Annotated in this window: 18 protein-coding genes; 14 read left to right on the top strand and 4 right to left on the bottom strand. The window is 72.9% G+C overall.

Annotated elements, in window-relative coordinates; all coding sequences use genetic code 11:
* The first annotated feature begins 142 nt into the window (after positions 1–142).
* The 3 genes from ACIG0D_RS02305 to ACIG0D_RS02295 are packed head-to-tail and all read left to right on the top strand — an operon-like array spanning position 143 to position 4,172.
* Entirely contained in the window at positions 143–2,326 is a 2,184-nt protein-coding gene (locus ACIG0D_RS02305; protein WP_399795755.1) for an MMPL family transporter, read from the top strand.
* A gap of 5 nt (positions 2,327–2,331) precedes the next feature.
* Complete coding sequence (locus ACIG0D_RS02300) at positions 2,332–3,537, top strand: sensor histidine kinase (protein WP_399795753.1); 1,206 nt, start codon at positions 2,332–2,334, stop codon at positions 3,535–3,537.
* A complete protein-coding gene (locus tag ACIG0D_RS02295; protein ID WP_399795751.1) occupies positions 3,534–4,172 on the top strand; it encodes a response regulator in 639 nt (212 codons plus the stop codon). Before ACIG0D_RS02300 ends, ACIG0D_RS02295 begins: the two co-directional genes overlap by 4 nt.
* 6 nt (positions 4,173–4,178) lie before the next feature.
* Here ACIG0D_RS02295 and ACIG0D_RS02290 read toward each other — a convergent pair whose 3' ends face one another.
* Together ACIG0D_RS02290 and ACIG0D_RS02285 are read right to left on the bottom strand one after the other, a co-directional pair.
* Entirely contained in the window at positions 4,179–4,802 is a 624-nt protein-coding gene (locus ACIG0D_RS02290) for a histidine phosphatase family protein (RefSeq protein ID WP_399795749.1), read from the bottom strand.
* Complete coding sequence (locus ACIG0D_RS02285; protein ID WP_399795748.1) at positions 4,799–6,235, bottom strand: FGGY-family carbohydrate kinase; 1,437 nt, start codon at positions 6,233–6,235, stop codon at positions 4,799–4,801. Before ACIG0D_RS02285 ends, ACIG0D_RS02290 begins: the two co-directional genes overlap by 4 nt.
* 165 nt (positions 6,236–6,400) lie before the next feature.
* On the opposite strand from ACIG0D_RS02285, the gene ACIG0D_RS02280 reads away from it, so the two are divergent.
* The 9 genes from ACIG0D_RS02280 (at position 6,401) to ACIG0D_RS02240 (ending at position 16,122) form a co-directional block, all read left to right on the top strand.
* Positions 6,401–7,825 (top strand): ABC transporter substrate-binding protein, encoded by a 1,425-nt coding sequence (locus tag ACIG0D_RS02280; protein ID WP_399795747.1) that lies wholly within the window; start codon positions 6,401–6,403, stop codon positions 7,823–7,825.
* Between the two features lie 2 nt (positions 7,826–7,827).
* On the top strand, positions 7,828–8,706 hold the full coding sequence (locus ACIG0D_RS02275; protein ID WP_399795745.1) for a carbohydrate ABC transporter permease: 879 nt from the start codon (positions 7,828–7,830) through the stop codon (positions 8,704–8,706).
* Entirely contained in the window at positions 8,703–9,527 is an 825-nt protein-coding gene (locus ACIG0D_RS02270) for a carbohydrate ABC transporter permease (protein WP_399795743.1), read from the top strand. The genes ACIG0D_RS02275 and ACIG0D_RS02270 overlap by 4 nt, the downstream gene beginning before the upstream one ends.
* Positions 9,524–10,609 (top strand): ABC transporter ATP-binding protein, encoded by a 1,086-nt coding sequence (locus tag ACIG0D_RS02265; protein ID WP_399795741.1) that lies wholly within the window; start codon positions 9,524–9,526, stop codon positions 10,607–10,609. Before ACIG0D_RS02270 ends, ACIG0D_RS02265 begins: the two co-directional genes overlap by 4 nt.
* Positions 10,606–11,430 (top strand): DeoR/GlpR family DNA-binding transcription regulator, encoded by an 825-nt coding sequence (locus ACIG0D_RS02260; RefSeq protein ID WP_399795740.1) that lies wholly within the window; start codon positions 10,606–10,608, stop codon positions 11,428–11,430. The genes ACIG0D_RS02265 and ACIG0D_RS02260 overlap by 4 nt, the downstream gene beginning before the upstream one ends.
* Positions 11,408–12,484 carry an ABC transporter ATP-binding protein gene (locus ACIG0D_RS02255; RefSeq protein ID WP_399795738.1) on the top strand — a complete coding sequence of 359 codons (1,077 nt, stop codon included), beginning with the start codon at positions 11,408–11,410 and terminating at the stop codon, positions 12,482–12,484. Before ACIG0D_RS02260 ends, ACIG0D_RS02255 begins: the two co-directional genes overlap by 23 nt.
* Positions 12,481–13,509, top strand: a complete 1,029-nt coding sequence (locus ACIG0D_RS02250; protein ID WP_399795736.1) for a 2-hydroxyacid dehydrogenase — start codon at positions 12,481–12,483, stop codon at positions 13,507–13,509. Before ACIG0D_RS02255 ends, ACIG0D_RS02250 begins: the two co-directional genes overlap by 4 nt.
* Before the next feature lie 20 nt (positions 13,510–13,529).
* Positions 13,530–14,951 (top strand): FGGY family carbohydrate kinase, encoded by a 1,422-nt coding sequence (locus ACIG0D_RS02245; RefSeq protein WP_399795734.1) that lies wholly within the window; start codon positions 13,530–13,532, stop codon positions 14,949–14,951.
* Between the two features lie 76 nt (positions 14,952–15,027).
* Positions 15,028–16,122, top strand: coding sequence for a glycerophosphodiester phosphodiesterase family protein (locus ACIG0D_RS02240; RefSeq protein WP_399795732.1), 1,095 nt, complete (start codon positions 15,028–15,030; stop codon positions 16,120–16,122).
* A 4-nt stretch (positions 16,123–16,126) separates the two neighbouring features.
* On the opposite strand, the gene ACIG0D_RS02235 is transcribed toward ACIG0D_RS02240, so the two are convergent.
* The gene (locus tag ACIG0D_RS02235; protein WP_399795729.1) at positions 16,127–16,765 is read right to left on the bottom strand and encodes a DsbA family protein; all 639 of its coding nucleotides are present in this window, start codon (positions 16,763–16,765) and stop codon (positions 16,127–16,129) included.
* Positions 16,766–16,920: 155 nt separating this feature from the next.
* On the opposite strand from ACIG0D_RS02235, the gene pepN reads away from it, so the two are divergent.
* Positions 16,921–19,497 carry an aminopeptidase N gene (pepN, locus tag ACIG0D_RS02230; protein WP_399796340.1) on the top strand — a complete coding sequence of 859 codons (2,577 nt, stop codon included), beginning with the start codon at positions 16,921–16,923 and terminating at the stop codon, positions 19,495–19,497.
* A 222-nt stretch (positions 19,498–19,719) separates the two neighbouring features.
* A complete protein-coding gene (locus ACIG0D_RS02225; RefSeq protein WP_399795728.1) occupies positions 19,720–20,766 on the top strand; it encodes a hypothetical protein in 1,047 nt (348 codons plus the stop codon).
* Between the two features lie 124 nt (positions 20,767–20,890).
* Here ACIG0D_RS02225 and ACIG0D_RS02220 read toward each other — a convergent pair whose 3' ends face one another.
* Positions 20,891–22,669 carry a TIGR03767 family metallophosphoesterase gene (locus ACIG0D_RS02220; RefSeq protein WP_399795727.1) on the bottom strand — a complete coding sequence of 593 codons (1,779 nt, stop codon included), beginning with the start codon at positions 22,667–22,669 and terminating at the stop codon, positions 20,891–20,893.
* Positions 22,670–22,744: the final 75 nt, after the last annotated feature.

Below are 22,744 nucleotides of genomic sequence, written 5' to 3'. Positions count from 1 at the left end.
GGGCGGGCGGTAGGAGGGAAACCCCCGTGAGGACGTGACTCACGGGGGTTTTCCGTACCCTCCGGGTCAACCGATCGGTGGAGACGAGGTTCCACCGGGCACCTCTGTCCCCCGACTGCCCTGGTCGACAAGGGTTCAGGGCATGAACTCACTCACTGTGCGCATGGCACGGGCCAGCGCCCGGCACCCCTGGCGGGCGCTCGCCGGATGGCTGGTGTTCGTGGTGCTGTGTCTGGCGGCCGGCAGCGCCGTCGGCCTGAACAGCGCGACCACCGCGGACTACCGGGTCGGCGAGGCCGGCCGGGCGGAGGCGATGGCGGCGCGAGGCGGCCTGGAGCGCCGGGCCACCGAGCAGGTGCTGATCTCCGCCCGTTCCGGCGCCCTCGACGAGCAGGCCGCCCGGACGGCGGCCCGGGAGCTGACCGCGCGGATGGAGCGGCTGCCCGAGGTGGCGGCCGTCACCGGCCCGGTACGCTCCGCCGACGGCCGGACCCTGCTGGTCGAGGTGGCCCTGAAGGGCGAGGAACGCGACGCCAAGGACAAGGTCGACGCGCTGCTCGCGCAGACCCGGGCCGTCCAGCGGGACCATCCGCGACTGCTGCTGGAGGAGACCGGAAGTCCCTCCATCAGCAAGGGAGTCGACCGGCAGCGCGGCGAGGACCTGGCGCTCTCGGAGAAGATCACGCTGCCGGTCACCCTCGTCACCCTGCTCGTCGTCTTCGGCTCGCTCACCATGGCCGCCGTGCCGCTGCTGCTGGCGCTGTCGTCGATCGCCGCCGCCATCGGACTGTCGATGACGGCCTCGCACCTCTCCCCCGACACCGGCGTGGGCACGAACGTCATCCTGATGATCGGCCTCGCGGTCGGCGTCGACTACACCCTCTTCTACCTGAAGCGGGAGCGTGAGGAACGCGCCCGGCACGGAGGCCGGCTCGGCTCCGAGGCGCTGGTCGAGCTGGCGGCGGCCACCTCCGGCCGGGCCGTGGTGGTCTCGGGACTCGCCGTCGTCGCCTCCACGGCCACCCTCTACCTGGCCTCCGACGTGATCTTCTCCTCGCTCGCCACCGGCACCGTCGTGGTGGTGCTGGTCGCCGTCGCCAGTTCGCTGACCGCGCTCCCCGCCCTGCTGACCGTGCTCGGCAAGCGGGCCGAACGCCGGGCCCGGCGGCGCGCGGAACGCGGCAGGCCGCCCAGGCGGACGCGCGGCGAGAGCGGCGGCCGGGTCTGGGCCGCGCTGCTGCGGCCCGCCGCCCGGCATCCGATCGGCACGCTCTGCGGCGCGGTCCTCGCCCTGCTCGCCCTGGCCCTGCCGCTGACCGGGCTGCACATCACGGAGATGAGCCGGGACACGCACTCCCGCGAGATCCCCGCCATGCAGGTCTACGACCGGCTCAACGACGAGTTCCCGGACCGGCGGGTCACCCACCAGGTCGTCGTCCGCGCCGACGCCGGCCGCACCGCGGAGGTCGGCGAGGCACTGCGCCGGCTCGCCGCGCGCGCCGCCCAGGACCCGCTGTTCAGCGGCTCGTCCCCGGTGCGCGTCTCCGCCGACGGCCGGGTCAGCGCCCTGGAGCTGAAGGTGCCCCACCTCGGGAACTCGGAGCAGGCGTACGACTCGCTGGAGCGGCTGCGCGGGACGTACCTGCCCGCCGCCGTCGGCCGGATCGACGGCGCCGCGTACGGCGTGACCGGCGACGTGGCCCGCTACACCGACTATCCGGCCCACCAGAACGCCAAACTCCCGCTGGTGCTGGGCGCGTTGCTGCTGGTGACCTTCGCGATGACGCTGTGGGCGTTCCGCTCGGCGGTGCTCGCCCTGCTCGGGGTCGTCCTCAACCTGCTGTCCGCGGCGGCGGCGCTCGGGCTGCTCGTGCTCGTCTTCCAGGGCACATGGGCCGAGGACCTGCTGGCCTTCGACTCCACCGGCTCGATCGGGTCGCGGGTGCCGCTCTTCCTGTTCGTGATCCTCTTCGGACTGTCCATGGACTACCAGGTGTTCGTGGTCAGCCGGATCCGCGAGGAGGTGCTGGCCGGGGTACCGACCCGGCAGGCGGTCCTCGACGGGATCCGCCGCTCCGCGAGCGTGGTGACCAGCGCCGCGGTGGTCATGACGACCGTCTTCGTGAGCTTCGTCTTCCTGCACATCATCGAGATGAAGCAGATCGGGTTCGTGCTCGCGGCGGCCGTGCTGATCGACGCGTTCGTGGTGCGGATTCTGCTGCTGCCGGCGGCACTGCTGCTGCTGGGCGAGCGCACCTGGTGGCCGGTGCGGCCGAACCGGTCCGTGCGACAGCCCGCCGAGCCGCCGCTGGCCGGCGTACGTTGATCGTCATGACCACGCTCGCCGGAACCTCGGCCGACGCCTTCTGGGCCGCCTCGCTGCGCCGTTGGAACGCGGTGTGCTGGGTGCTGTTCGCGGCGATGGCCGCCGGGATCGTCCTCATGGGACGGCCCGGCGGCGCGACCTACGCGGCGCTCGCGTTCCTCGCGTCCGTGGCGCTGAGCTTCGCGGTCCTGGTGCGCTTCCCGGACAACCCCGTCGTACGGCCGCACGGCTATCTCACCGTGCTGGTGCTCGGCCTCGGCGGGCTCGCCTTCCTGCGCACCAGCTACGCGGCCCTGTTCATGGTGACGCTGCCGCACTACTGGATGTTCGGACGGACCCCCCGCGCCTCGATGACGTTCCTGGGCCTGGCCACCGGCGCGACCCTGGCCGGCGGCTGGGTGCGGCAGGGACCGTCGGCGGAGTTCTTCGGCGAGACGGCGGTGTCCACGCTGATCGTCGTCGCCGTGGGTGTGCTGATCGGGCTGTGGGCGCACGCGGTGGTCGCGCAGAGCGCCGAGCGGGCCCGGCTCATCGGCGAGCTGGAGCGGACCCAGGTCCAGCTGTCCGAGGCGCACCAGCGGCAGGGGGCGGCGGACGAGCGGGAGCGCATGGCGCGGGACATCCACGACACCCTGGCGCAGGGGTTCGCGTCGATCGTCGTACTCGCCGAGGCGGCTCGGGCCGGGCTGGCCACGGACCCCGCCCGCAGCGCCCAGCAGCTGCGCTCCATCGAGTCGACCGCCCGGGAGAACCTCGCCGAGGCACGGGAGCTGGTCGGATCCGCGCAGCGGCGGGGCGGCGCGGTGGCCGGGCCGGTGGCCCTGACCCTGCGGCGGATCCTGGACCGCTTCGCGGAGGACACCGGGCTCACCGTGGAAGCGGAGCTGACGGAACTGGACTGCGACCAGCAGACCCGGATCGCGCTGCTGCGCTGCACCCAGGAGTCGCTGGCCAATGTCCGCAAGCACGCCCGTGCCTCCACGGTCGGGGTGGTGCTGGCGCGGCGGCCGTACGGGGTGGAGCTGGAGATCACCGACGACGGGATCGGGTTCGCGGCGGAGGACTCGGCGGGCTTCGGGCTCGACGGAATGCGCAAGCGGCTGGCGGAACTGGGCGGACGGCTCACCGTCACCAGCTCGGTCGGGGACGGGACGAGGGTGCTGGCGACGATTCCGGTCGCCGGCCGGGCGGACGGCGAGGGGACGCGATGAGTGGGGAAGCGCTGCGAGTCGTGGTCGTGGACGACCACACCGTGATGCGGGCCGGGGTGATCGCCCTGCTCGGCGGCGAGGACGGCATCGAGATCGTCGGCGAGGCGGGGGACGGCCGCGCGGCCCTGGAGCTGATCGCCCGGCACGACCCGGACGTGGCCCTGGTGGACCTGCGGATGCCGGTGCTGGACGGGGTCGCGACGACCACCGAGATCACCGCCCGGCACCCGCGCACCCGGGTCCTGATCCTGACCACCTACGACACCGACACGGACATCGAGCGGGGCGTGGAGGCGGGTGCCATCGGCTATCTGCTCAAGGACACGACCCGGGAGCAGCTCGTCGAGGCGATCCAGGCGGCGGCGCGCGGCGAGACGGTCCTCGCGCCGCGGGTCGCGGAGAAGCTGGTCGCCCGGATGCGCCGCCCCGTCCAGGACCCGCTGACCGCCCGCGAGACGGACGTCCTCAACGCGGTGGCCGACGGCCTGACCAACGCCGAGATCGGCCGGCGCCTGGTCATCTCGGAGGCCACCGTGAAGACGCATCTGCTGCGGCTGTTCGCCAAGCTCGACGTCAACGACCGTACGCGGGCAGTGGTGGTGGCGCTGGAACGGGGGCTGCTGCGGCGGCCGTAGCCCCCCTTACGGCGCCGGCGCGGTGGGGAGGTTGAGCGAGAGCAGGCCCGCGGTGCCGGTCTCCGGGTCGAGGCGCAGCTCGGTGACGGCGGCGTTGCGCAGCTTCGGGAAGACGCGGCGGTAGTCGGCGAGCGGGATGCCGAGCAGGCGGCACAGCACGAGGCGCAGCAGCGTGTTGTGGGCGACGACCAGGACCCGCTCGCCGGGGTGGGCGGCCGCGATGCGGTGCAGCGCTGCGGCACCGCGCTCGGCGGCGGCGGCCGGGTCCTCGGCGCCGGGGAAGGGGTGGGCCACCGGGTCGGCCCGGTAGGCATCCGCGTGGGCCGGGTTCTCCTCGGCGAACTCCGCGAGCGTACGGCCCTCCACGACCCCGAAGTCGCATTCGCGCAGGTCCGGTTCGCGGCGCGGGGTGAGCCCGAGGGTCCGGCAGGCGGGCTCGGCGGTGGCCACCGCGCGGGACAACGGCGAGGTCCACACCGCGTCGACCGGGTGCTCCCCGATCCAGCGGCCCAGGGCCTCGGCCTGGGCGCGGCCGGTGTCGGTGAGGGCGATGTCGCTGACGCCGGCGTAGCGGTTCTCGGCGTGCCAGACGGTCTGGCCGTGGCGGGCGAGGAGGAGGGTCGCGGTCATGAGCCGCCAGTATTCCGTTCCGCCCGGCCGCGCGCATGTGCCGCCACGGGGCCCGGCAGCCAGCCGCGGGATTCCAGGGCGTCCAGGAGCCGCAGGTAGGGGGCGGTGTAGCGGTCCGTGTGCCGCGGATGGACGGTGGTACGGATGCGGACCATGCGGTCGGTGACCTCCGTCAGGGGGGTTCCGGTCGCCGCGTGGCAGGCCAGTGCCGCCATGCCCAGGGCGGGCTCGGGGTGTTCGGGAAGGCGGACCGGGCGGCCCAGGATGTCGGTGCGGAGCTGGGTCCAGTAGGGGCTGCGGGTGGCGCCGCCGGTGAAGGTGAGGGGCCCGTCGAGGGGGGCGCCCAGGTGGTGGAGGTAGTCCAGGCAGAGGCGTTCCACCAGGCCGACCCCTTGGAGCAGGGCCGCCCACAGGTCGGCGTCGGAGGCGGGTTCGCCGAGGAGGAGGGCGGTCGCCTCGGGGGCCCGGAAGGGGAAGCGTTCGCCCGGGGAGACCAGGGGGTAGGCCACGGCGCCGGAGGGTTCGAAGGCCGCCGCCCGGCGGTCCATCGCGGCGGGGTCCGCGTCCGGGAAGCGGGCGGTGAGCACCCCGGCCCCCACGCTGGACGCCCCGCCGGGCAGCCAGCTTCCGTCCGGGGCCCGGTGGTTGTAGACCACGCCGGTGCCGTCCCGCACCGGCCGGCGGGCCGCGCCCTTCAGCACCAGCGTCGTCCCCAGCACCGAGTTCCACGCACCCTCGCCCAGCGCGCCGGAGGCGATTTGGGCCGCGCAGCCGTCGGTCATCCCGGCGACGACCGGGGTGCCGGCGGGGAGGCCGGTGGCCTCGGCGGCGGCCGGGCAGACCTCCCCGAGCACCGTGCCGGGGCGGACCACTTCCGGCAGGGCCTGTGCCGGGACGTCGGGCACGTCGGGCCAGGCCTCGGCCTTCACGTCGTACGCCGTCTTCAGCGCGTGGCTGGAATCGGTCGGGACCGGGCGGCCGGTGAGCCGGGCGGTGATCACGTCGGGCTGGTGGGTGATGCGGCCCGGCCCGTGGGCGGACGCCAGCCACAGCGCCTTCGGCAGCGCCCAGGTGTCCTGCACGCCGATCCCCGCCGCGCGCAACCGGGCCGCCTCGGCCGCCGCGCGCCCGTCGTCGTACATCAACGCCGGACCGAGGGGCCGTCCCGCGCGGTCCGTGAGCAGCACGGTCCCGGACGTGCCGCACACCGCGACCCCGCCGACGCGCCGCCCGGCGACGGTCCGCACGGCCTCCCCGGTGGCCGCGCGGACGGCCGTCCACCACTGCTCCGGGTCCTGCTCGTGCCGTACGCCGTCCCGCCGGCCGGTGACCGGCACGGCGCCGGAGCCGAGGACCGTGCCGTCGCCCGTGACGGCCAGGGCGCGCACGCTCTGGGTGCCGAGGTCGACGCCGATCCACACCTCATCCGCCATCGGGACCTCCCACGTTTCGCGCCCGGCCGTGTGAACTTCTCACCATGCCCTGAGATTTCCCGCTGCGCGAGGGATTGACGGCCAACTTCCGTGGTTCCACTCTCTGTTAGCGAGCCGACTCGACGTGTTAACCCCGCACCGGACCGATCCTCGTGGAGGTCACGGATGGACACGCCCGTGCACGACCGCCGCCGCTTCCTCGCCCTCGGTGCCGCCGCCGCGGCGACGCCCCTGCTCACCGCCTGCGGTGCCGGGTTCGGCGGCGGGAACGAGAACAAGAGCGACGGCTCCGCCGCCGACGACATCACCGGCTCCTTCGACTGGAGACGGGAGCGGGGCACCACCGTCAAGGCGCTGCTGAACAAGCATCCCTACACGGACGCGCTCCTCGCCGATCTGAAGTCGTTCACCGACAAGACCGGGATCAAGGTCGAGTACGACGTCTTCCCGGAGGACAACTACTTCGACAAGCTCACCGTCGACCTGTCCAGCGGGCGCGCCTCTTACGACGTGTTCATGCTCGGCGCGTACATGGTGTGGCAGTACGGGCCGCCCGGGTGGCTGGAGGATCTCGGTCCCTGGATGCGCAACTCCTCCGCCACCGGCGACGAATGGGACCAGGACGACTTCTTCCCCAACCTCCTCCAGGCCGGCCAGTGGAACCTGAAGGCGGGCGCGCCGCTGGGGCAGGGCGGGCAGTACGCGCTGCCGTGGGGCTGGGAGACCAACGTCGTCGCCTACAACACCGAGGTGTTCCGCACGCTGGGCCTGAAGCCCGCGGAGACCTTCGACGAGCTGGTGGAACTCGCCGGGACCATCAAGCGGAAGGCGCCGGGCGCCGGCTTCGACGGCATGTACGGGATCGCCGTACGCGGGTCGCGCAGCTGGGCCACCATCCACCCCGGCTTCATGACGATGTACGCCCGCAACGGGCTGAAGGACTTCACCGTCGAGGGCGGGAAGCTCACCCCCGCCATGAACAGCCCCGAGGCCGTGCGCTTCACCGAGGACTGGGCGCGGATGGTGAAGCGGGGCGGGCCGCCGTCCTGGACGTCGTACACCTGGTACCAGTGCTCCAGCGACCTCGGCGCGCGCAAGGCCGGGATGCTGTTCGACGCGGACACGGCCGCGTATTTCCAGGCGGTGAAGGGCGCGAGCCCCGCGTCCGGGAAGATCGCCTTCCATCCGGGGCCGAAGGGCCCGGACGGCTCGCTCGCCACCAACATGTGGATCTGGTCGCTCGGCATGAACGCCAAGAGCAAGCGCAAGAGCGCCAGTTGGCTGTTCCTCCAGTGGGCGACCGGGAAGGAACACCTGCGGGAGAGCGCGATCACCCACAACCACATCGACCCGGTGCGCCGGTCGATCGCGCAGGACGGCGCCTACCGGGACAAGATGAAGGACCTGCCCGGCTTCATCGAGACCTTCGAGGCGGTCGTCGACCAGACGAAGATCCAGTTCACCCCGCAGGCGCAGTTCTTCGACGCGACGACCAGCTGGGCGTCGGCGCTCCAGGAGATCTACGGCGGCCAGAGCGCGCGGTCGGTGCTGGACGGCCTCGCGGACGACCTCGCCCGCAAGGTCGGCTGACCATGCGGCAGGCGCTGCGCCCCTATCTCCTGATCGTCCCGGCACTGCTGCTGACCTGCGGCATCCTCTACCCGTTCGGGCTCGGCCTGTACTACACGGTCTTCGACTTCGCGGCGAGCAAACCGCAGCCGGACATGGTCGGCCTCGACAACTACCGGACCGTCTTCACCGAGGAGTCGTTCTGGAACTCGGCGTGGGTGACGGTGCTGTACGCGGTCGGGGCGGCCGGGTTCGAGACCGTGCTCGGTGTCGCGGTGGCCCTGCTGCTGAACCGGTCCTCGCTGGTCGGGCGGGTGCTGGAGAAGATCCTGATCCTGCCGCTGATGATCGCCCCGGTGATCGCCGCGATCATCTGGAAGCTGATGCTCCAGCCGTCGGTGGGGGTGGTGAACCACCTGCTGAAACCGTTCGGGCTGGGCGATGTGCAGTGGACGGACACCCCGACGGGCGCGCTGCTGTCGTCGATCGCCGTGGACGTGTGGGTCTACACCCCGTTCGTCGCGATCCTCGCGCTGGCCGGGCTGCGGTCCCTGCCCGCCTCCCCGTTCGAGGCGGCGGCCGTGGACGGGGCGGGCTGGTGGTACACGTTCCGGCGGCTGACGCTGCCCATGCTGTGGCCGTACGTCCTGGTGGCGCTGATCTTCCGGTTCATGGACTCGCTGAAGGTGTTCGACATCATCTACGCCCTCACCGAAGGCGGCCCCGGCGACTCCACGGTGGTGATCCAGATCCGGGCGTACCTGGAGGCGATCCGCTTCCAGCGCTACTCGTTCGGCATCAGCTACACGGTCGTGCTGTGGGCCGTGGTCTATCTCGCCGCGATGCTGCTCGTACGGCATCTGGGGCGGATCCAGCGCCGGGCCGCGGAGGTGACCAAGTGAAACGCCGGTGGCCGGGCCTGCTCGCGGACGCCGCCCTCGTCCTCTACTTCGTCTTCGCGCTGTTCCCGATCGCCTGGATGGTGATCCTCTCGCTGAAACCCGCCGACCAGCTGTTCTCCACCTACTTCTCCTTCTCCCCCACCCTCGACTCCTACCGGACGGTCCTCGGCGACAGCGAGGGCATCCCGTTCACCCGGTTCTTCGTCAACAGCCTGGTGGTGTCGCTGGGCGCGGTCGCGCTGTCGCTGCTGGTGGGGCTGCCGGCCGCGTACGCCTCGGCGCGGTGGCGGTTCAAGGGCTCCGACAACCTGATGTTCACGCTGCTGTCGTTCCGGTTCGCGCCCGAACTCACCGTGATCATCCCGCTGTTCGTGCTGTACCAGGAGCTGGGGCTGTTCGACACGTACGTCGGCATGGTGTGGGTGCTCCAGCTGGTCACCCTCCCGCTGATCGTGTGGATCATGCGGTCGTACTTCGCCGACCTCACGCCCGAGCTGGAGCAGGCGGCGCTCCTCGACGGCTACACCCGCAAGCAGGCCTTCTTCCGGGTGGCGCTCCCGCTGGTCAGACCGGGGATCGCGGCCGTGTCCCTGCTGGCGTTCATCTTCGCCTGGAACAACTTCGTCTTCCCGCTCATCCTCACCTCCAACGAGGCGCAGACCGTGACCGTGGGCGCGCTGTCCTTCCTCGGCGGCGACCGCCCCAAGTACAACCTGACGGCCGCCGCCGCGCTGATCTCCGTCGTACCGCCGCTGCTGCTGGCGCTGCTGATCCAGCGCTACCTGGTGCGGGGGCTGTCCTTCGGGGCGGTGAAGTCATGACCATGATCAGACTGGCCGCGGTCCGCAAGACGTACGGGAAGACCACCGCCCTCGACGGGCTCGATCTGGAGGTCGCGGAAGGCGAGTTCTTCTGCCTCCTCGGCCCCTCCGGCGCGGGCAAGACGACCACGCTGAAGACCGTCGCCGGGCTCGAACAGCCCGACGCGGGCACGGTCGAGATCGGCGGCGAGGACATGCGGGGCGTCGAGCCCTACGACCGGGGCGTGGCGATGTGCTTCGAGAGCTACGCCCTCTACCCGCACAAGTCGGCCTACGACAACCTCGCCTCCCCGCTGCGCTCCCCCCGCCACCGCCTCCCGCCCGCCGAGGCGCGTCGGCGGATCGGCGAGGTGGCGGAACTCCTCGGCATCGGCGGCCTGCTGGACCGGCCCGTGGGCCAGTTGTCCAACGGGCAGCGGCAGCGGGTCGCCCTGGGGCGGGTGCTGGTCCGGCCGGCCCGTGCCTTCCTGCTCGACGAGCCGCTGTCCCACCTCGACGCCAAGCTGCGCCAGCAGATGCGGGCCGAGCTGAAGGCGATCGGGGCGGTGCGGCGCACCACCACGCTGTACGTCACCCACGACGCGGTGGAGGCGCTGGCGCTCGGCGACCGGATCGGGGTGATCCGTAACGGGCGGATCGTGCAGACGGGGACGCGGGAGGACATCTGGTACCGGCCCCAGGACACGGAGGTGGCGCGGGCGTTCGGCCGGCCGCGGATCAATCTGCTGTCCGGGACGGTCGAGGACGGGGTGTTCCGCTCGCCGGACGGTGCCGTGCGGCTGCCCGTGGCGGCTCACGCGCGCGGCGCGGCGCAGATCGGGGTGCGGCCCCGGGACCTGCGGCTGGGCGGCGGCCCGGGCCTCGAGCTGTCCGGCAGTGTCTACGTCACCGAAGTCCTCGGCCGCTCGGTGGAGGTGACGGTCCGGGTGGGGGCGGCGCAGGTGTCCCTGGTCGCCTCGCGCGCCGAGGCCGCGGGGCTGCGCCCCGACGATCCGGTACGGCTGTCCGTCCGGCCTGAGAGCCTGCTGCTGTTCGAGGCCGACCGGCCCGGACGCCCAGGACGACGGATCGGGACACGATGAGCGGCAACCACGCGTTTCAGGGACCGGCGGCCCGGCAGGCCGCCCTGGCCGAGCACGTCCTCGCCGAGGGGTCGGCGACCGCGGCGGAGCTGGCGGAGCGGTTCGGGGTGAGCCTGATGACCATCCACCGGGACCTGGACGAGCTGGCCCGGCAGGGCATCGTCCGCAAGTTCCGGGGCGGGGTGACCGCGCAGCCGTCCGGGGTGTTCGAGTCGAACGTGCAGTACCGGCTGAAGACCATGCGGGCCGAGAAGGCGGCCGTCGCCGACCGGGCGATGCGGCTGATCGAGCCCGGCATGGCGATCCTGCTGGACGACTCCACCACCACCCTGGAGATAGCCCGGCGGCTACGCCTCGGCGAGATCACCCCGCTGACGGTCGTCACCAACTTCCTGGAGGCGATCAACCTGCTGGCGGGCCGGCGGGGCGTCCATCTGATGGCGCTCGGCGGCGACTACGACCCGCTGCACTCGTCCTTCCTCGGGGTCTCCTGCGTCGAGGCGGTGCAGCAGCTGCGGGTGGACGTCTGCTTCGCCTCCACCTCGGGCGTGCACGCCGGGCACGTGTGGCACCAGGAGCAGCACATCGTGTCCGTGAAGCGGGCGATGCTCGACTCCGCCGCCCGCAACGTCCTGCTGATCGACCACACCAAGCTGGGCCGGGTCGCCCTGCACCGCGTCGCGCCGCTGTCCCGTTTCGACCTGCTGCTGGTCGACGACGGGGCCTCGGCCGGGGCGCTGCGCGACCTGGACGAACACCAGGTCCGCTACGAGGTCTGCACGACGAAGGGCGCCGCGGATGACCGAGCTGGAGTTACGTGACCTGCGCAAGACCTACCGCTCGCGCGGCCGGCCCCCGGTCGACGCGGTGCGCGGCCTCGACCTGGCCCTGCGCTCCGGGGAACTGCTGGGGCTGCTCGGCCCGTCGGGCTGCGGCAAGTCCACCACCCTGCGGATGATCGCCGGTCTGGAGGCGGTGACCGGCGGGGACATCCTGGTCGGCGGGGCGTCGGTGACGGACCGGCCCGCGCAGCGGCGCAACATCGGCGTCGCGTTCGAGAACTACGCGCTGTATCCGCCGCTGACCGTCGCGGAGAACCTGGCGTTCGGGCTGCGGGCGCGGGGCCGCCGGGGGGACGTGGACCGCAGGGTCCGCGAGATGGCGGAGCGCATCGGGCTGACGGACATCCTGGACGCCCGCCCGGCCGGCCTGTCCAGCGGGCAGAAGCAGCGCGTCGCCCTGGCCCGCGCCCTGATCCGCGAGCCCGACGTCCTCCTCCTCGACGAGCCCCTCTCCCACCTGGACGCGGCCCAGCGCGACACCACCCGCCGCGAACTCAAGCGCATCCAGCGCGATCTGGGGCACACCACGATCCTGGTCACGCACGACCAGGAGGAGGCGCTGTCGCTCGCCGACCGGATCGCCGTGATGAAGGACGGGGTGATCCAGCAGCTCGGCACCCCGTACGAGATCTACGACCACCCGGCCACCGTCTTCGTCGCGGACTTCGTCGGCGAGCCCGCGATCAACCTGCTGCCCGCCACGGCCACCGCCGACGGCCGCGCCGCCCGCCTCGCCGACGCGCTGGAGCTGCCGCTGCCGGTGCGGGTGGAGGGCGGCCGTGAGCTGGTCGTCGGCGTTCGTCCGGAGGACCTGTCGCTGACCGGTGCCGACGGGCTGCCCGCCCGCGTGCTGGCCCACGAGCCGCTGCTGGAGTCGGGCCTCGCCACCCTCACCCTCGCGGGCGTCGACCGGCCCGTCACCGTCCTGACCGGCCCGGACGTACGGCTCGCCCACGACGAACGGGTACGGCTGACCGCCGACCCCCGCCTCACCCATGTCTTCGACGCCGAGACAGGAGAGTCCCAGCGATGACCTCAGACCCGGTCCGTGTGCTCGCCGCCGGTGACCACTTCGTGCTGCCGTCGCTGATCGCCGACGCGGTGCGGCACGAGCATCCGGCGGATGTGCGGGAGGTGCGGCTCGGCTGGCCGCTGGAGCCGTTCGGCGCGGTGGCGGAGGTGCGGGAGGCCAGCGACGCGGAGGACGAGCTGATCGAAGCCCTGGGCGACGGCCGCGAGGTGCTGGTCACGCAGATGGGCCCGGTCACCGAACGGGTCCTGGCCGCCGCACCGCAGCTGCGGCTGGTCGTGGTGTGCCGGGGCGGCCCGGTGAACGTCAACCTCGACGCCGCGAAGTCCCGTGAGGTGCGGGTGTGTTACGCGCCCGGCCGCAACGCCGCCGCCACCGCCGAGTTCACCGTCGGCCTGATGCTGGCGGCCCTGCGCCGCATCCCGCAGGCGCACATCCCGCTGGCCGGGCGGGGCAGTTGGGAGGGCGCCGCCTACTACACGTACGACCGCGCGGGCCTGGAGCTGGAGGACCTGCCGGTCGGGCTGGTCGGCTACGGGGCGGTGGGCAGCCGGGTGGCGCGGGTGCTGTGCGCGTTCGGCGCGCAGGTGATGGTGTACGACCCGTATGTGCGCGGCGAGATCCACGGTCTGCGGGTCGCCTCCCTCGACGAGCTGCTGCGCCGCTCCCGGGTGGTCAGTCTGCACGCCCGGCTCACCGACGAGACCCGCGGTCTGCTCGGCGCACGCGAGCTGGCGCTGCTGCCCGAGGGCGCGGTGGTGGTGAACGCGGCGCGCGGCCCGCTGCTGGACGAGGACGCGCTGTGCGCGGCGCTGGCGAGCGGGCGGGTGTCGGCGGCGGCGCTGGACACCTACGGGCGCGAGCCGCTGCCGCCGGATTCCCCGCTGTACGGGTTCGCGGACCGGCTGGTGCTGACCCCGCATCTGGGCGGCGCGAGCCGGGCGGTCGCCGAGAAGGCCGCGCGGATCGCGGCGGCCGAGGTGGGGCGCTGGGCGCGCGGGGAGCCGCTGGCGCACTGTCTGACCTGACGGGATTTCCAGGAGGCCACATGTACGTCGGTATCGATGTGGGCACGTCCGTGGTGAAGGCCGCCGCCTTCGACGAGGCGGGGCGGGAGCTGGCCGTCGAGTCCCGTCCGGTGCGTCTGGCGCTGCGCGGCGGGTTCGTCGAGCAGGACATGGAGGAGGTGTACGCGGCGGTCGTCGAGGTGCTGGACGCGCTGACCGCGCGGGTGGACGAGCCGGTGACGTTGGCGGGGCTGACCGGGCAGGGCGACGGGGTGTGGCTGGTGGACGCGGAGGGCCGCCCGGTGCGCGCGGCGGCCTCCTGGATGGACGGGCGGGCGCACGAACTGCTCGACCGGTGGCTGGCCGACGGCACCTTCGAGGCGGTGTTCCGGCGCACCGGCAGCGCCATGTTCCCGGGCTGCCCGGGCCCGCTGCTGGCCTGGTTCGACCGCCGTGAGCCGGCCGCCCTGGACGCCGCCGCGACCGCCCTGTACTGCAAGGACATGGTGTTCCGGCGGCTGACGGGGGCTCCGGCGGCCACCGATGTCTCGGACGCGTCGATGCCGTTCCTCGACCCGCGCACGCGCGCCTACGACAACCGGGTCGTGGAACTGCTGGGCCTCACCCACCGCCGCCGGCTGCTCGCCCCGGTCAGCGATCCGGCGGCCACGGCGACCGCCCGCGAGGGCCTGCCGGCGGGGACGCCGATCGCGAACGGGCCGTACGACCTGCCGGCGAGCGCGCTGGGCGCGGGGGTCACCGCGCCGGGGGACGGGCTGCTGATCGTGGGCACCTGTCTGGCGGCGCTGGTGGCCACCACCGACCTGGATCTGAGCGGCGAACCGGCCGGCCTGTACATCTCCACCGACCGGCCCGGCCACTGGCTGCGCGCGATGCCCGCCATGGTCGGCACGGCGGCGCTGGACTGGGTGCTGTCGACCACCGGCGTCAGGCACGCGGAGGTGGACGGACTGCTCGACGCGACCCCGCCCGGCGCGCACGGGGTCCGCGTCCTGCCGTACTTCGCCCCGTCCGGTGAGCGCGCTCCCTTCGTGGAGCCCCGGCTGCGCGCCGAACTCACCGGGGTCAGCCTGGAGTCGACCCGCGGCGACCTGGTCCGCGCGACCTGCGAGGGCATCGGGTACGCGGCCCGGCACTGTCTGGAGGCGGCGGGGCTGACCGGTTCGCTCGCGGTGTGCGGCGGCGGCACCCGCAGCGCCGCGTGGACACGACTGCTGGCCGACGTGCTCGGCCGGCCGCTGCGGGTCGTCGAGGGAGAGGTGGGCGCGCGCGGCGCGGTGCTCGCGGCGGCGGAGCGGCACGGGGTGCGCCTGGACGCCGCCGGGTGGTCCCGGCCGGCGGCGGTCGTCGAGCCGGACCCGGACCGGGCGGCGTACTACGCGAAGGGTTACGAGGAGCACCTGGCCCGGCTGACCGAGGCGCGGGCCCGCGCACGCATGTGAACGGAACCCATGTGAACGGAACCGCCGTGAACCCAACCGCCGTGAACCCAATCGCCGTACACGGAAAGGGAGTCGGATGCCGACGAGACGACTGCCGATGAGAAGACGGTCGCTGCTGCTCGCGGCGGCGGCCACCACCGCCCTCCCGGGGGCCCGGGCCGCGCACGCGGCCGGGAGGCCGCGCCGCCCGCTGGTCATCGGGCACCGGGGCGCGGCCGGGTGGCGGCCCGAGCACACGGCCGCCTCCTACACGTACGCCGTGCAGACCGGCGCCGACTGGATCGAACCGGACCTCGTGCCGACCAAGGACCACGTGCTGGTGGTGCGGCACGAGAACGAGATCTCGCAGACCACCGACGTGGCCGCGCACCCGGAGTTCGCGGACCGCCGCACCACGAAGACGGTGGACGGGCGGTCGGTGACCGGCTGGTTCACCGAGGACTTCACCCTCGCGGAGCTGAGGACGTTACGGGCGGTGGAACGCCTGCCCCAGGTCCGCAACCGCAACACCGTCTTCGACGGCCGGGAGCGGGTGCTGACCTTCCAGGAGGTCGTGGACCTCGCCCGACGACTGTCGAAGGCGTACGGCCGGACGATCGCCGTGTTCCCGGAGACCAAGCACCCGACGTACTTCCGCTCCCTCGGCCTGCCCCTGGAGCCGAAGCTGGCCCAGGCCGTCCGGCGCAACCGGCTGGGGCCGCACGAGTGCGTCGTGCAGTCCTTCGAGCCGACCAGCCTGCGCCGGATCGCCGACGAGGGGCTCGGGGTGCCGCTGTGGCAGGCGCTGGGCACCACGGGCGGGCCGTACGACCTGGTCTCGGCCGGGGATCCGACGACGTACAAGGACATGATGACGCCGGCCGGGCTGGCCCGCATCGCCCGCTACGCGGACTGGATCGGGCCGGACAAGTCCTCGGTGCTGGCGGTGAACCCGGACGGCACGGGCGCCCCCACCCCGCTGGTGGCGGACGCCCGTGCGGCGGGCCTGCGGATCGGCCCGTACACCTTCCGCGCGGAGAACCAGTACCTGCCGGCCGCCCTGCGCCGCTCGGCGACGGCGACCGACTTCGGTGACGCGTTCGCGGAGTACGCGCTGCACTACGCGCTGGGCGTGGACGCGGTGGTGACGGACTTCCCGGACCTGGCGCGCATCGCCCGCGACGCGGACTGACGGATCAGAGGTTGCTGAAGTCCGGGCCCTTGGTGCGGGTGCGCTTGATCTCGTAGAAGCCGGGGACCGAGGCCACGGCGAGGGTGCCGTCCCACAGGCGGGCGGCCTCCTCGCCCTTCGGCGTGGGGGTGACGACCGGGCCGAAGAAGGCGATCTGCTCGCCGTCGGCGCCGGGCACCGCGATGATCGGGGTGCCGACCTCCTGGCCGACCTTCTCGATGCCCTCCTTGTGAGAGGCGCGCAGCTGCTCCTCGTACGGGGTGTCGTCCCAGTGGTCCATCAGCGACTCGGGCAGTCCGGTGTCGCGCAGGGCGGCGGCGACCGCCTCCTTCTCCGCGCCCATGCCCTCGTTGTGGATGCGGGTGCCGAGGGCGGTGTAGAGGTCGCCGAGCACGTGGGCGCCGTGCTCCTCCTGGGCGGCGATGGCGACGCGGACGGGACCCCAGGCGGTGGTCCTCATCAGCTCCCGGTACTCCTCGTCCACCTCGTCGAGCTTGTCCTCGTTCAGCACGGCGAGGCTCATCACATGCCAGCGGACCTCGATGTCCCGGACCTTCTCGACCTCCAGCACCCACCGGGAGGTCATCCAGGCCCAGGGGCACAGCGGGTCGAACCAGAAGTCGACGGGGGTCTTCTGCGACATGTCTCTCCTCATGAAGCGGTGGTTTCCCGGGGCAACACCGGTACAACGCCGCCGCCGTCCCCGCTCATTCCCTGCTGCCCCGCGTCAGGGGCACATGGCAGGATCGGTCCTGTTCAGCCGCAGCCATGACGTACGAGTACGAGGGAGTGCCGCCCGTGCCCGGTGAGAATCTGTCCCGCGACGAGGCCCGGGAGCGGGCCGCGCTGCTGTCCGTCGACGGCTACGAGGTCTCCCTCGACGTGCGCTCCGCCGTCGGGGACCACGCCGGCGACGGCCCGCGCACCTTCCGCTCGGTCACCACGATCCGCTTCCGCTGCGCGGAGCCGGGCGCGTCGAGCTTCGCGGACCTGATCGCGCCGAGCGTGACGGCGGTCTGCCTCAACGGCCGCGACCTCGACCCCAGCGAGGTCTTCGACGGCTCCCGGATCCTGCTGGAGGACCTGGCCGCCGACAACGAGCTGATCGTGGACGCCCAGTGCGCCTACTCCCGCACCGGCGAGGGCCTGCACCGCTTCGTCGACCCGGAGGACGGCGAGGTCTACCTGTACACGCAGTACGAGCCGGCCGACGCGCGCCGCGTCTTCGCCAACTTCGAGCAGCCCGACCTCAAGGCCCCGTTCCGCTTCGAGGTGCGGGCGCCCGAGGAGTGGACGGTGTGGAGCAACGGCGCCGGCGAACGCACCGACGGCGTGTGGCGGTTCGCGGAGACCAAGCCGATCTCGACGTACATCACGTGCGTGGTGGCGGGCCCGTACCACTACGTCACGGACTCCTACGAGCGGCTCCTGAAGGACGGGACGCGGCTGGAGATCCCGCTGGGCGCGATGTGCCGCAAGGGGCTCGCCCCCTACTTCGACGCGGACGACGTCTTCCTGGTCACCAAGCAGGGCCTGGACTTCTTCCACGACCACTTCGACTACCCGTACCCGTTCGGCAAGTACGACCAGGCGTTCGTGCCCGAGTACAACCTGGGCGCGATGGAGAACCCGGGACTGGTGACCTTCCGCGAGGAGTTCATCTTCCGCGGCAAGGTGACGCAGGCGTCCTACGAGGGCCGCGCCAACGTGATCCTGCACGAGATGGCGCACATGTGGTTCGGCGACCTGGTCACCATGGAGTGGTGGGACGACCTGTGGCTGAAGGAGTCCTTCGCCGACTTCATGGGCGCGTTCTCGCTGGTCGGCGCGACCCGTTTCAAGGACGGCTGGATCACCTTCGCCAACCGCCGCAAGGCGTGGGCGTACCGGGCCGACCAGCTGCCCTCCACGCACCCCATCACCGCCGACATCCGCGACCTCCAGGACGCGAAGCTCAACTTCGACGGCATCACCTACGCCAAGGGCGCCTCGGTGCTCAAGCAGCTCGTGGCGTACGTCGGCCAGGACGCCTTCCTGGAGGGCGCGCGGCGCTACTTCAAGCGGCACGCCTACGGCAACACGCGCCTCGGTGACCTGCTGTCGGTGCTGGAGGAGACGTCCGGCCGGGACATGGGCGCGTGGGCGCGCTCCTGGCTCCAGACGGCGGGCGTGAACTCGCTGACCCCGCAGGTGGTGCTGGACGGCGAGGGGCGCATCGCGGAACTGGCGGTCGTGCAGGAGGCCGCGGAGTCCCACCCCGAGCTGCGCCCGCACCGGGTCGCGGTGGGCCTGTACCGGCGTAACGACGACGGGGCGCTGGAGCGGTACACGCAGGTCGAGACGGACGTCGACGGTCCGCGTACGGTCGTGGCGGAGCTGGCGGGCGCGGAGGCGCCGGAGCTGGTGCTGGTCAACGACGACGACCTGACGTACTGCAAGACGCGGTTCGACGAGACGTCCCTGGCGACGCTGCGCGCGCACCTGGGCGCGGTGACCGACCCGCTCGCGCGTGCCCTGTGCTGGTCGGCGCTGTGGAACATGACAAGGGACGCGCTGCTGCCCGCCCGGGACTTCGTGGACCTGGTGCTGCGGTTCGCGGGCCGCGAGTCGGACATCGGTGTGCTGCAGATGCTGCACGCGTGGGCGAGGTCGGCGCTGGTCCACTACGCGGCCCCGGCCTGGCGCGAGCGGGGCGAGCGGCTGCTGGCGGACGGCGCCCTGCGCGAGCTGCGGGCGGCCGAGCCGGGCAGCGAGAACCAGCTGGCATGGGCGCGGTTCTTCGCCACGACGGCGTCCGGCAGCGCGGATCTGGAGCTGCTGAAGGCGCTGCTGGACGGCACCGAGAAGGTCGACGGGCTGGACGTGGACCAGGAGCTGCGCTGGGCGTTCCTGGAGCCGCTGGCCGCGCACGGGGCGATCGACGGGTCGGTGCTCCTGGCCGAACTGGCCCGCGACGACACCGCGTCCGGCAAGCGCCACCAGGTGCGGTGCCTGGCGGCCCGTCCGTCGGCGGTGGTGAAGGCGCAGGCGTGGGCGCAGGTCGTGGAGTCGGACGCGCTGTCGAACGCGCTGGTGGAGGCGACCATCAACGGCTTCGCACAGCCGTCGCAGCGGGCGCTGCTCGCGCCGTACGCGGAGAAGTACTTCGCGGCGATCGAGCGGGTGTGGGCGGAGCGGTCCATCCAGATCGGCATGGACGTGGTGCGGGGCCTGTTCCCGGCGCTGCAGGACTCCCCCGCGACGCTGGCGGCGACGGACGCGTGGCTCGCGGCCCACGAGGACGCGCCGCCGGCGCTGCGGCGGCTGGTGCTGGAGGCGCGGGACGACCTGGCGCGGGCGCTGCGCGGGCAGGAGTGCGACGCGGCGGCGGGCTGAGCCCGCACCCCCTCACCTTTGGCCTGAGCCTGGGCCGTAGGTGACCGTTACGAAATTCGGGCAAGCACAGCCGTAACCCCTGGTCCACCCTCGTTCGGACCAGGGGTTTTCGGTGCCTGATCGGCATCCGAACATCCGTCCTTTAGCGCGGTCTTGTCCGGATTTGTCGACGAGCGTGTAACAGCGGTTAAAGGACCGATCGACCTCGGGAATCCCCGGGACATGACCCACAACACCCCGCTCTCCCCCCGCCTCCCGCGTCACACCGCCGAGGGCACCCGCCGGGTCCTGACGACCGCTCAGCTGCGCGCCCACGGCATCTCCCCCGCCGAACTGGCCGAGCAGTGCCGCCCCGGCGGCCCCTGGCAGCAGCTGCTCCCCGGTGTCTACGTCCTGCACCCGGGCCCCCCGACCAGCGAGGAGCGGCTGCACGCGGCGCTGACGTACGCGGCCCGGGAGACCGCGGCCCCGGCGGTGCCGTCCCAGCCGGGCGCCGCGGAGCCCCATCCGCACCGCCCCGCCTACAAGGACGCGGTGATCACGGGTCTGGCGGCCCTCACCCTGCACGGCTTCACCTCCTCGCCGCCGCTGCCCGCCCTGGCGAAGATCTGCGTCCTGGTCCCCCGGCTGCGCCGCCTGCGCACCACGGGCTTCGTCCGCGTCCTGCGCACCGCCGCGCTGCCCGCCCCCGAGCAGGTGACCGGCCTGCCCGTCGCCCCGGTCCCGCGCGCCCTCGCCGACGCGGTGGCGGAACTGTCCGACCCGGGCGCGGTGAGCCGGCTGCTCACCGAGGCCGTCCGCGGCGGCCACTGCGACCCGGCGTCGGTGGTGCGCGAACTGACCCAGGCCAAGCTGCTCACCCGCCCGCACCTGATGGACGCGGTCGACTCGCTGCTGGCCGAGGGACGGGCCGTCGCCGAGGACCGGCTGTACCGGATGGTGCGGGAGTACGGCCTGCCGGACCCGGTGTGGAACGTCGACCTGCGGCTGCCCGGCGGCCCCCGCCTCGGCGGCCTGGACGCCTACTGGCCGGAACACGCGGTCGCCGTCGAACTCGACACCCGCGCCCCGCGCCAGGACGAGGACGCCATGTGGTCGGAGTACGCCCGCAAGCGGGAGACGCTGGAGCGCCTCGGCATCACGGTCGTGTACATCACGTCCCGCAAGCTCCGCGAGTCCCTGGAACAGCAGGCCACGATCGTGCGTACGGCGCTGATGGCGTCGGTGGACCGGGACCCGGCCGCGTATGTCGTGGTGCTGCCGCGGTAGTGACGGACCGCTTACGCGCCAGGACTTACGCGCCAGGACTTACGCACCAGGAGGGGAGAGGAGGGGGCCGCCGGGCCCGTGCGTCCGGCGGCCCCTCCTCCTGTGCCGGCGGTGTCGTCCGGGTTCAGCCCTTCTTCAGGAGGAGTTCGGTGTTGCGGTCCCGAGTGGTCCCCGCGAGGTCGGTGCGGGCGCCCGGGGCGTTGAAGGACAGCTCGCGGTAGAGGGCGGCCAGGCCGGTCTGGGAGAGGTCGGTGAAGTCGGTGCGGTGGGGGGCGGCGGACTCGACCATGGTGGTGAACACCGACAGGGTGCCGTCCTTGTTGTCGGTGAGTTCGACGACACGGGCGAGCTGCGGGAAGTCCACGTGGGAGGCGGTGGAGACCTCCCAGAAGGACCGGCCGCCCGGACCGGGGTGCGGGGTGATCGCGTTGCGGTGGATGTGGCCGTTGATCCAGGCGAGCACATTGCGGTGGCGGCCCAGCACGGCGAGCACGTCGGCGCCGCCGTACCGGCGTTCGTTCGGGCGTGCCGGGTCGGGGCGGGTGTTGTTCATGGTCTTGCTGGTGTGGTGGCTGAAGACGACGGCGTGGGAGTCCTCGTTCTGCCGCAGGGTGCGCTCCAGCCAGCGCAGCTGCCCCGCGCCGATGGAACCCGCGTAGTGGCCGCCGGGGTCGGTGGTGTCCAGGCTGATGCCGATCACGTCGTCGGCGATGCGGAAGCTGTAGTACTGGGTGCCCGCCTCCAGGTTCGCCGTGGAGTAGCCGTGCCCGACCGGGCCCATGCCCGTGTACGCCGGGTCGAGGTGGGCCTTGACGTACTCGGCGGCGGTGTACGGCGCCCGCCGCTCGTCCGGGGTGACGGGGCGCAGATCGCGGGCGTGGGCCTTGAGCAGGTCGCGGAAGCGGACGCCCAGCGGGTCCGTGGCGTTCTTGATGGCGTCCTGGAGCTTCTTCGCCTCGGTCGCGGAGAGGGCCATGAGCTTTTTGCCGCCCACCGCGAAGTCCCTGAGGTAGGGGTCGCCGTGGCCGTAGCAGCCCAGCGGGAGGGAGTCGTGGTTGCCGACCGTCGAGTACCAGGGCAGGTTGAGGCCGGGGCTGTGCACCTCGCGGGTGGCGGCGGCGAGGAACCCCTCCAGCCGCGGGAAGCCGCGCTGCTTGTCGGCGTCGCGGACGGCGGAGTCCGGCTGCCAGTACTGGACGAGGCCACTGTTCTGGACGCCCTCGTAGCGGCGCGGGTCACCGGAGTCGGGGCGGATCCGGCCCCCGCTGAGCACGGTGAGGAACCACTCCAGCTCGGTCATGGCGTTGTTGTCGGTGTTGTCGCCGGTGGTCATCGCGAAGTGCAGCGGGGCGCCGGTGACGGGCGCGCCGCGCAGCGCGTTGACCCGCTCGACCAGCGACACCGCGCCGTGCACGGTCAGCAGTTCCTGCGGGCGCCAGGCGTGCACGTCGGCCGAGCGCAGGAACTCCAGCCGCAGCGGGTGCTGGGCGTCGATCAGGTGCAGGTCGGTGAGCTGGACGAAGGCCGCGAGCGCCGTACGCCGGTCCTCGCGGCCGGACTTGGGCGCGGCCAGGTCGTCGCGGACGACGCGCGGCCAGCCCTTGCCGTCGCCGAGCCGGCGGTATCCGCCGGTGCCGCCCACGGGTGCGGCGACGCCGGCGAGGGTGGTGCCGCGGGTGTAGGGGGCGAGGGGGGCGAGCGGCGCCCTGCGGGAGACGGCGACCGGGGCCTCCCCCACGGCGGCCGGGGCCTGCCCCGCGGTGGCCGCGGTGCTGTCGGTGGGGCGCAGGGCGTAGCCGACTCCCGCGGACAGCGACACGGCCGCGGCGGTGGCGAGGACGGCACGGCGGTGGACCGCCGGCTCGTGGACGGCGGAGCTGGCGACAGAGCGTGTGCGCGACATGGCGCGGTCTCCCCGAGTGCGAACGCGTCGGCAGTGGACGCGGACGGCCGCTGACGCGAACCCCCCGCTCGCTCT

This window comes from Streptomyces sp. NPDC052773, from assembly GCF_044547145.1.
Classification (GTDB): Bacteria; Actinomycetota; Actinomycetes; order Streptomycetales; family Streptomycetaceae; genus Streptomyces.
The sequence above is the reverse complement of the archived record's forward strand: the minus strand, read 5'-3'. Positions and strand labels throughout refer to the sequence as shown.

Bases quoted from the DNA above. Each gene is read 5' to 3' on its own strand.
- ACIG0D_RS02305 (WP_399795755.1), top strand. From the start codon at position 143: ATGAACTCACTCACTGTGCGCATGGCACGGGCCAGCGCCCGGCACCCC.
- ACIG0D_RS02255 (WP_399795738.1), top strand. From the start codon at position 11,408: ATGACCGAGCTGGAGTTACGTGACCTGCGCAAGACCTACCGCTCGCGC.
- ACIG0D_RS02260 (WP_399795740.1), top strand. From the start codon at position 10,606: ATGAGCGGCAACCACGCGTTTCAGGGACCGGCGGCCCGGCAGGCCGCC.
- ACIG0D_RS02295 (WP_399795751.1), top strand. From the start codon at position 3,534: ATGAGTGGGGAAGCGCTGCGAGTCGTGGTCGTGGACGACCACACCGTG.
- ACIG0D_RS02265 (WP_399795741.1), top strand. From the start codon at position 9,524: ATGACCATGATCAGACTGGCCGCGGTCCGCAAGACGTACGGGAAGACC.
- ACIG0D_RS02240 (WP_399795732.1), top strand. From the start codon at position 15,028: ATGCCGACGAGACGACTGCCGATGAGAAGACGGTCGCTGCTGCTCGCG.
- ACIG0D_RS02275 (WP_399795745.1), top strand. From the start codon at position 7,828: ATGCGGCAGGCGCTGCGCCCCTATCTCCTGATCGTCCCGGCACTGCTG.
- ACIG0D_RS02245 (WP_399795734.1), top strand. From the start codon at position 13,530: ATGTACGTCGGTATCGATGTGGGCACGTCCGTGGTGAAGGCCGCCGCC.
- ACIG0D_RS02280 (WP_399795747.1), top strand. From the start codon at position 6,401: ATGGACACGCCCGTGCACGACCGCCGCCGCTTCCTCGCCCTCGGTGCC.
- ACIG0D_RS02220 (WP_399795727.1), bottom strand. From the start codon at position 22,669: ATGTCGCGCACACGCTCTGTCGCCAGCTCCGCCGTCCACGAGCCGGCG.
- ACIG0D_RS02225 (WP_399795728.1), top strand. From the start codon at position 19,720: ATGACCCACAACACCCCGCTCTCCCCCCGCCTCCCGCGTCACACCGCC.
- ACIG0D_RS02300 (WP_399795753.1), top strand. From the start codon at position 2,332: ATGACCACGCTCGCCGGAACCTCGGCCGACGCCTTCTGGGCCGCCTCG.
- ACIG0D_RS02250 (WP_399795736.1), top strand. From the start codon at position 12,481: ATGACCTCAGACCCGGTCCGTGTGCTCGCCGCCGGTGACCACTTCGTG.
- ACIG0D_RS02235 (WP_399795729.1), bottom strand. From the start codon at position 16,765: ATGTCGCAGAAGACCCCCGTCGACTTCTGGTTCGACCCGCTGTGCCCC.
- ACIG0D_RS02290 (WP_399795749.1), bottom strand. From the start codon at position 4,802: ATGACCGCGACCCTCCTCCTCGCCCGCCACGGCCAGACCGTCTGGCAC.
- ACIG0D_RS02285 (WP_399795748.1), bottom strand. From the start codon at position 6,235: ATGGCGGATGAGGTGTGGATCGGCGTCGACCTCGGCACCCAGAGCGTG.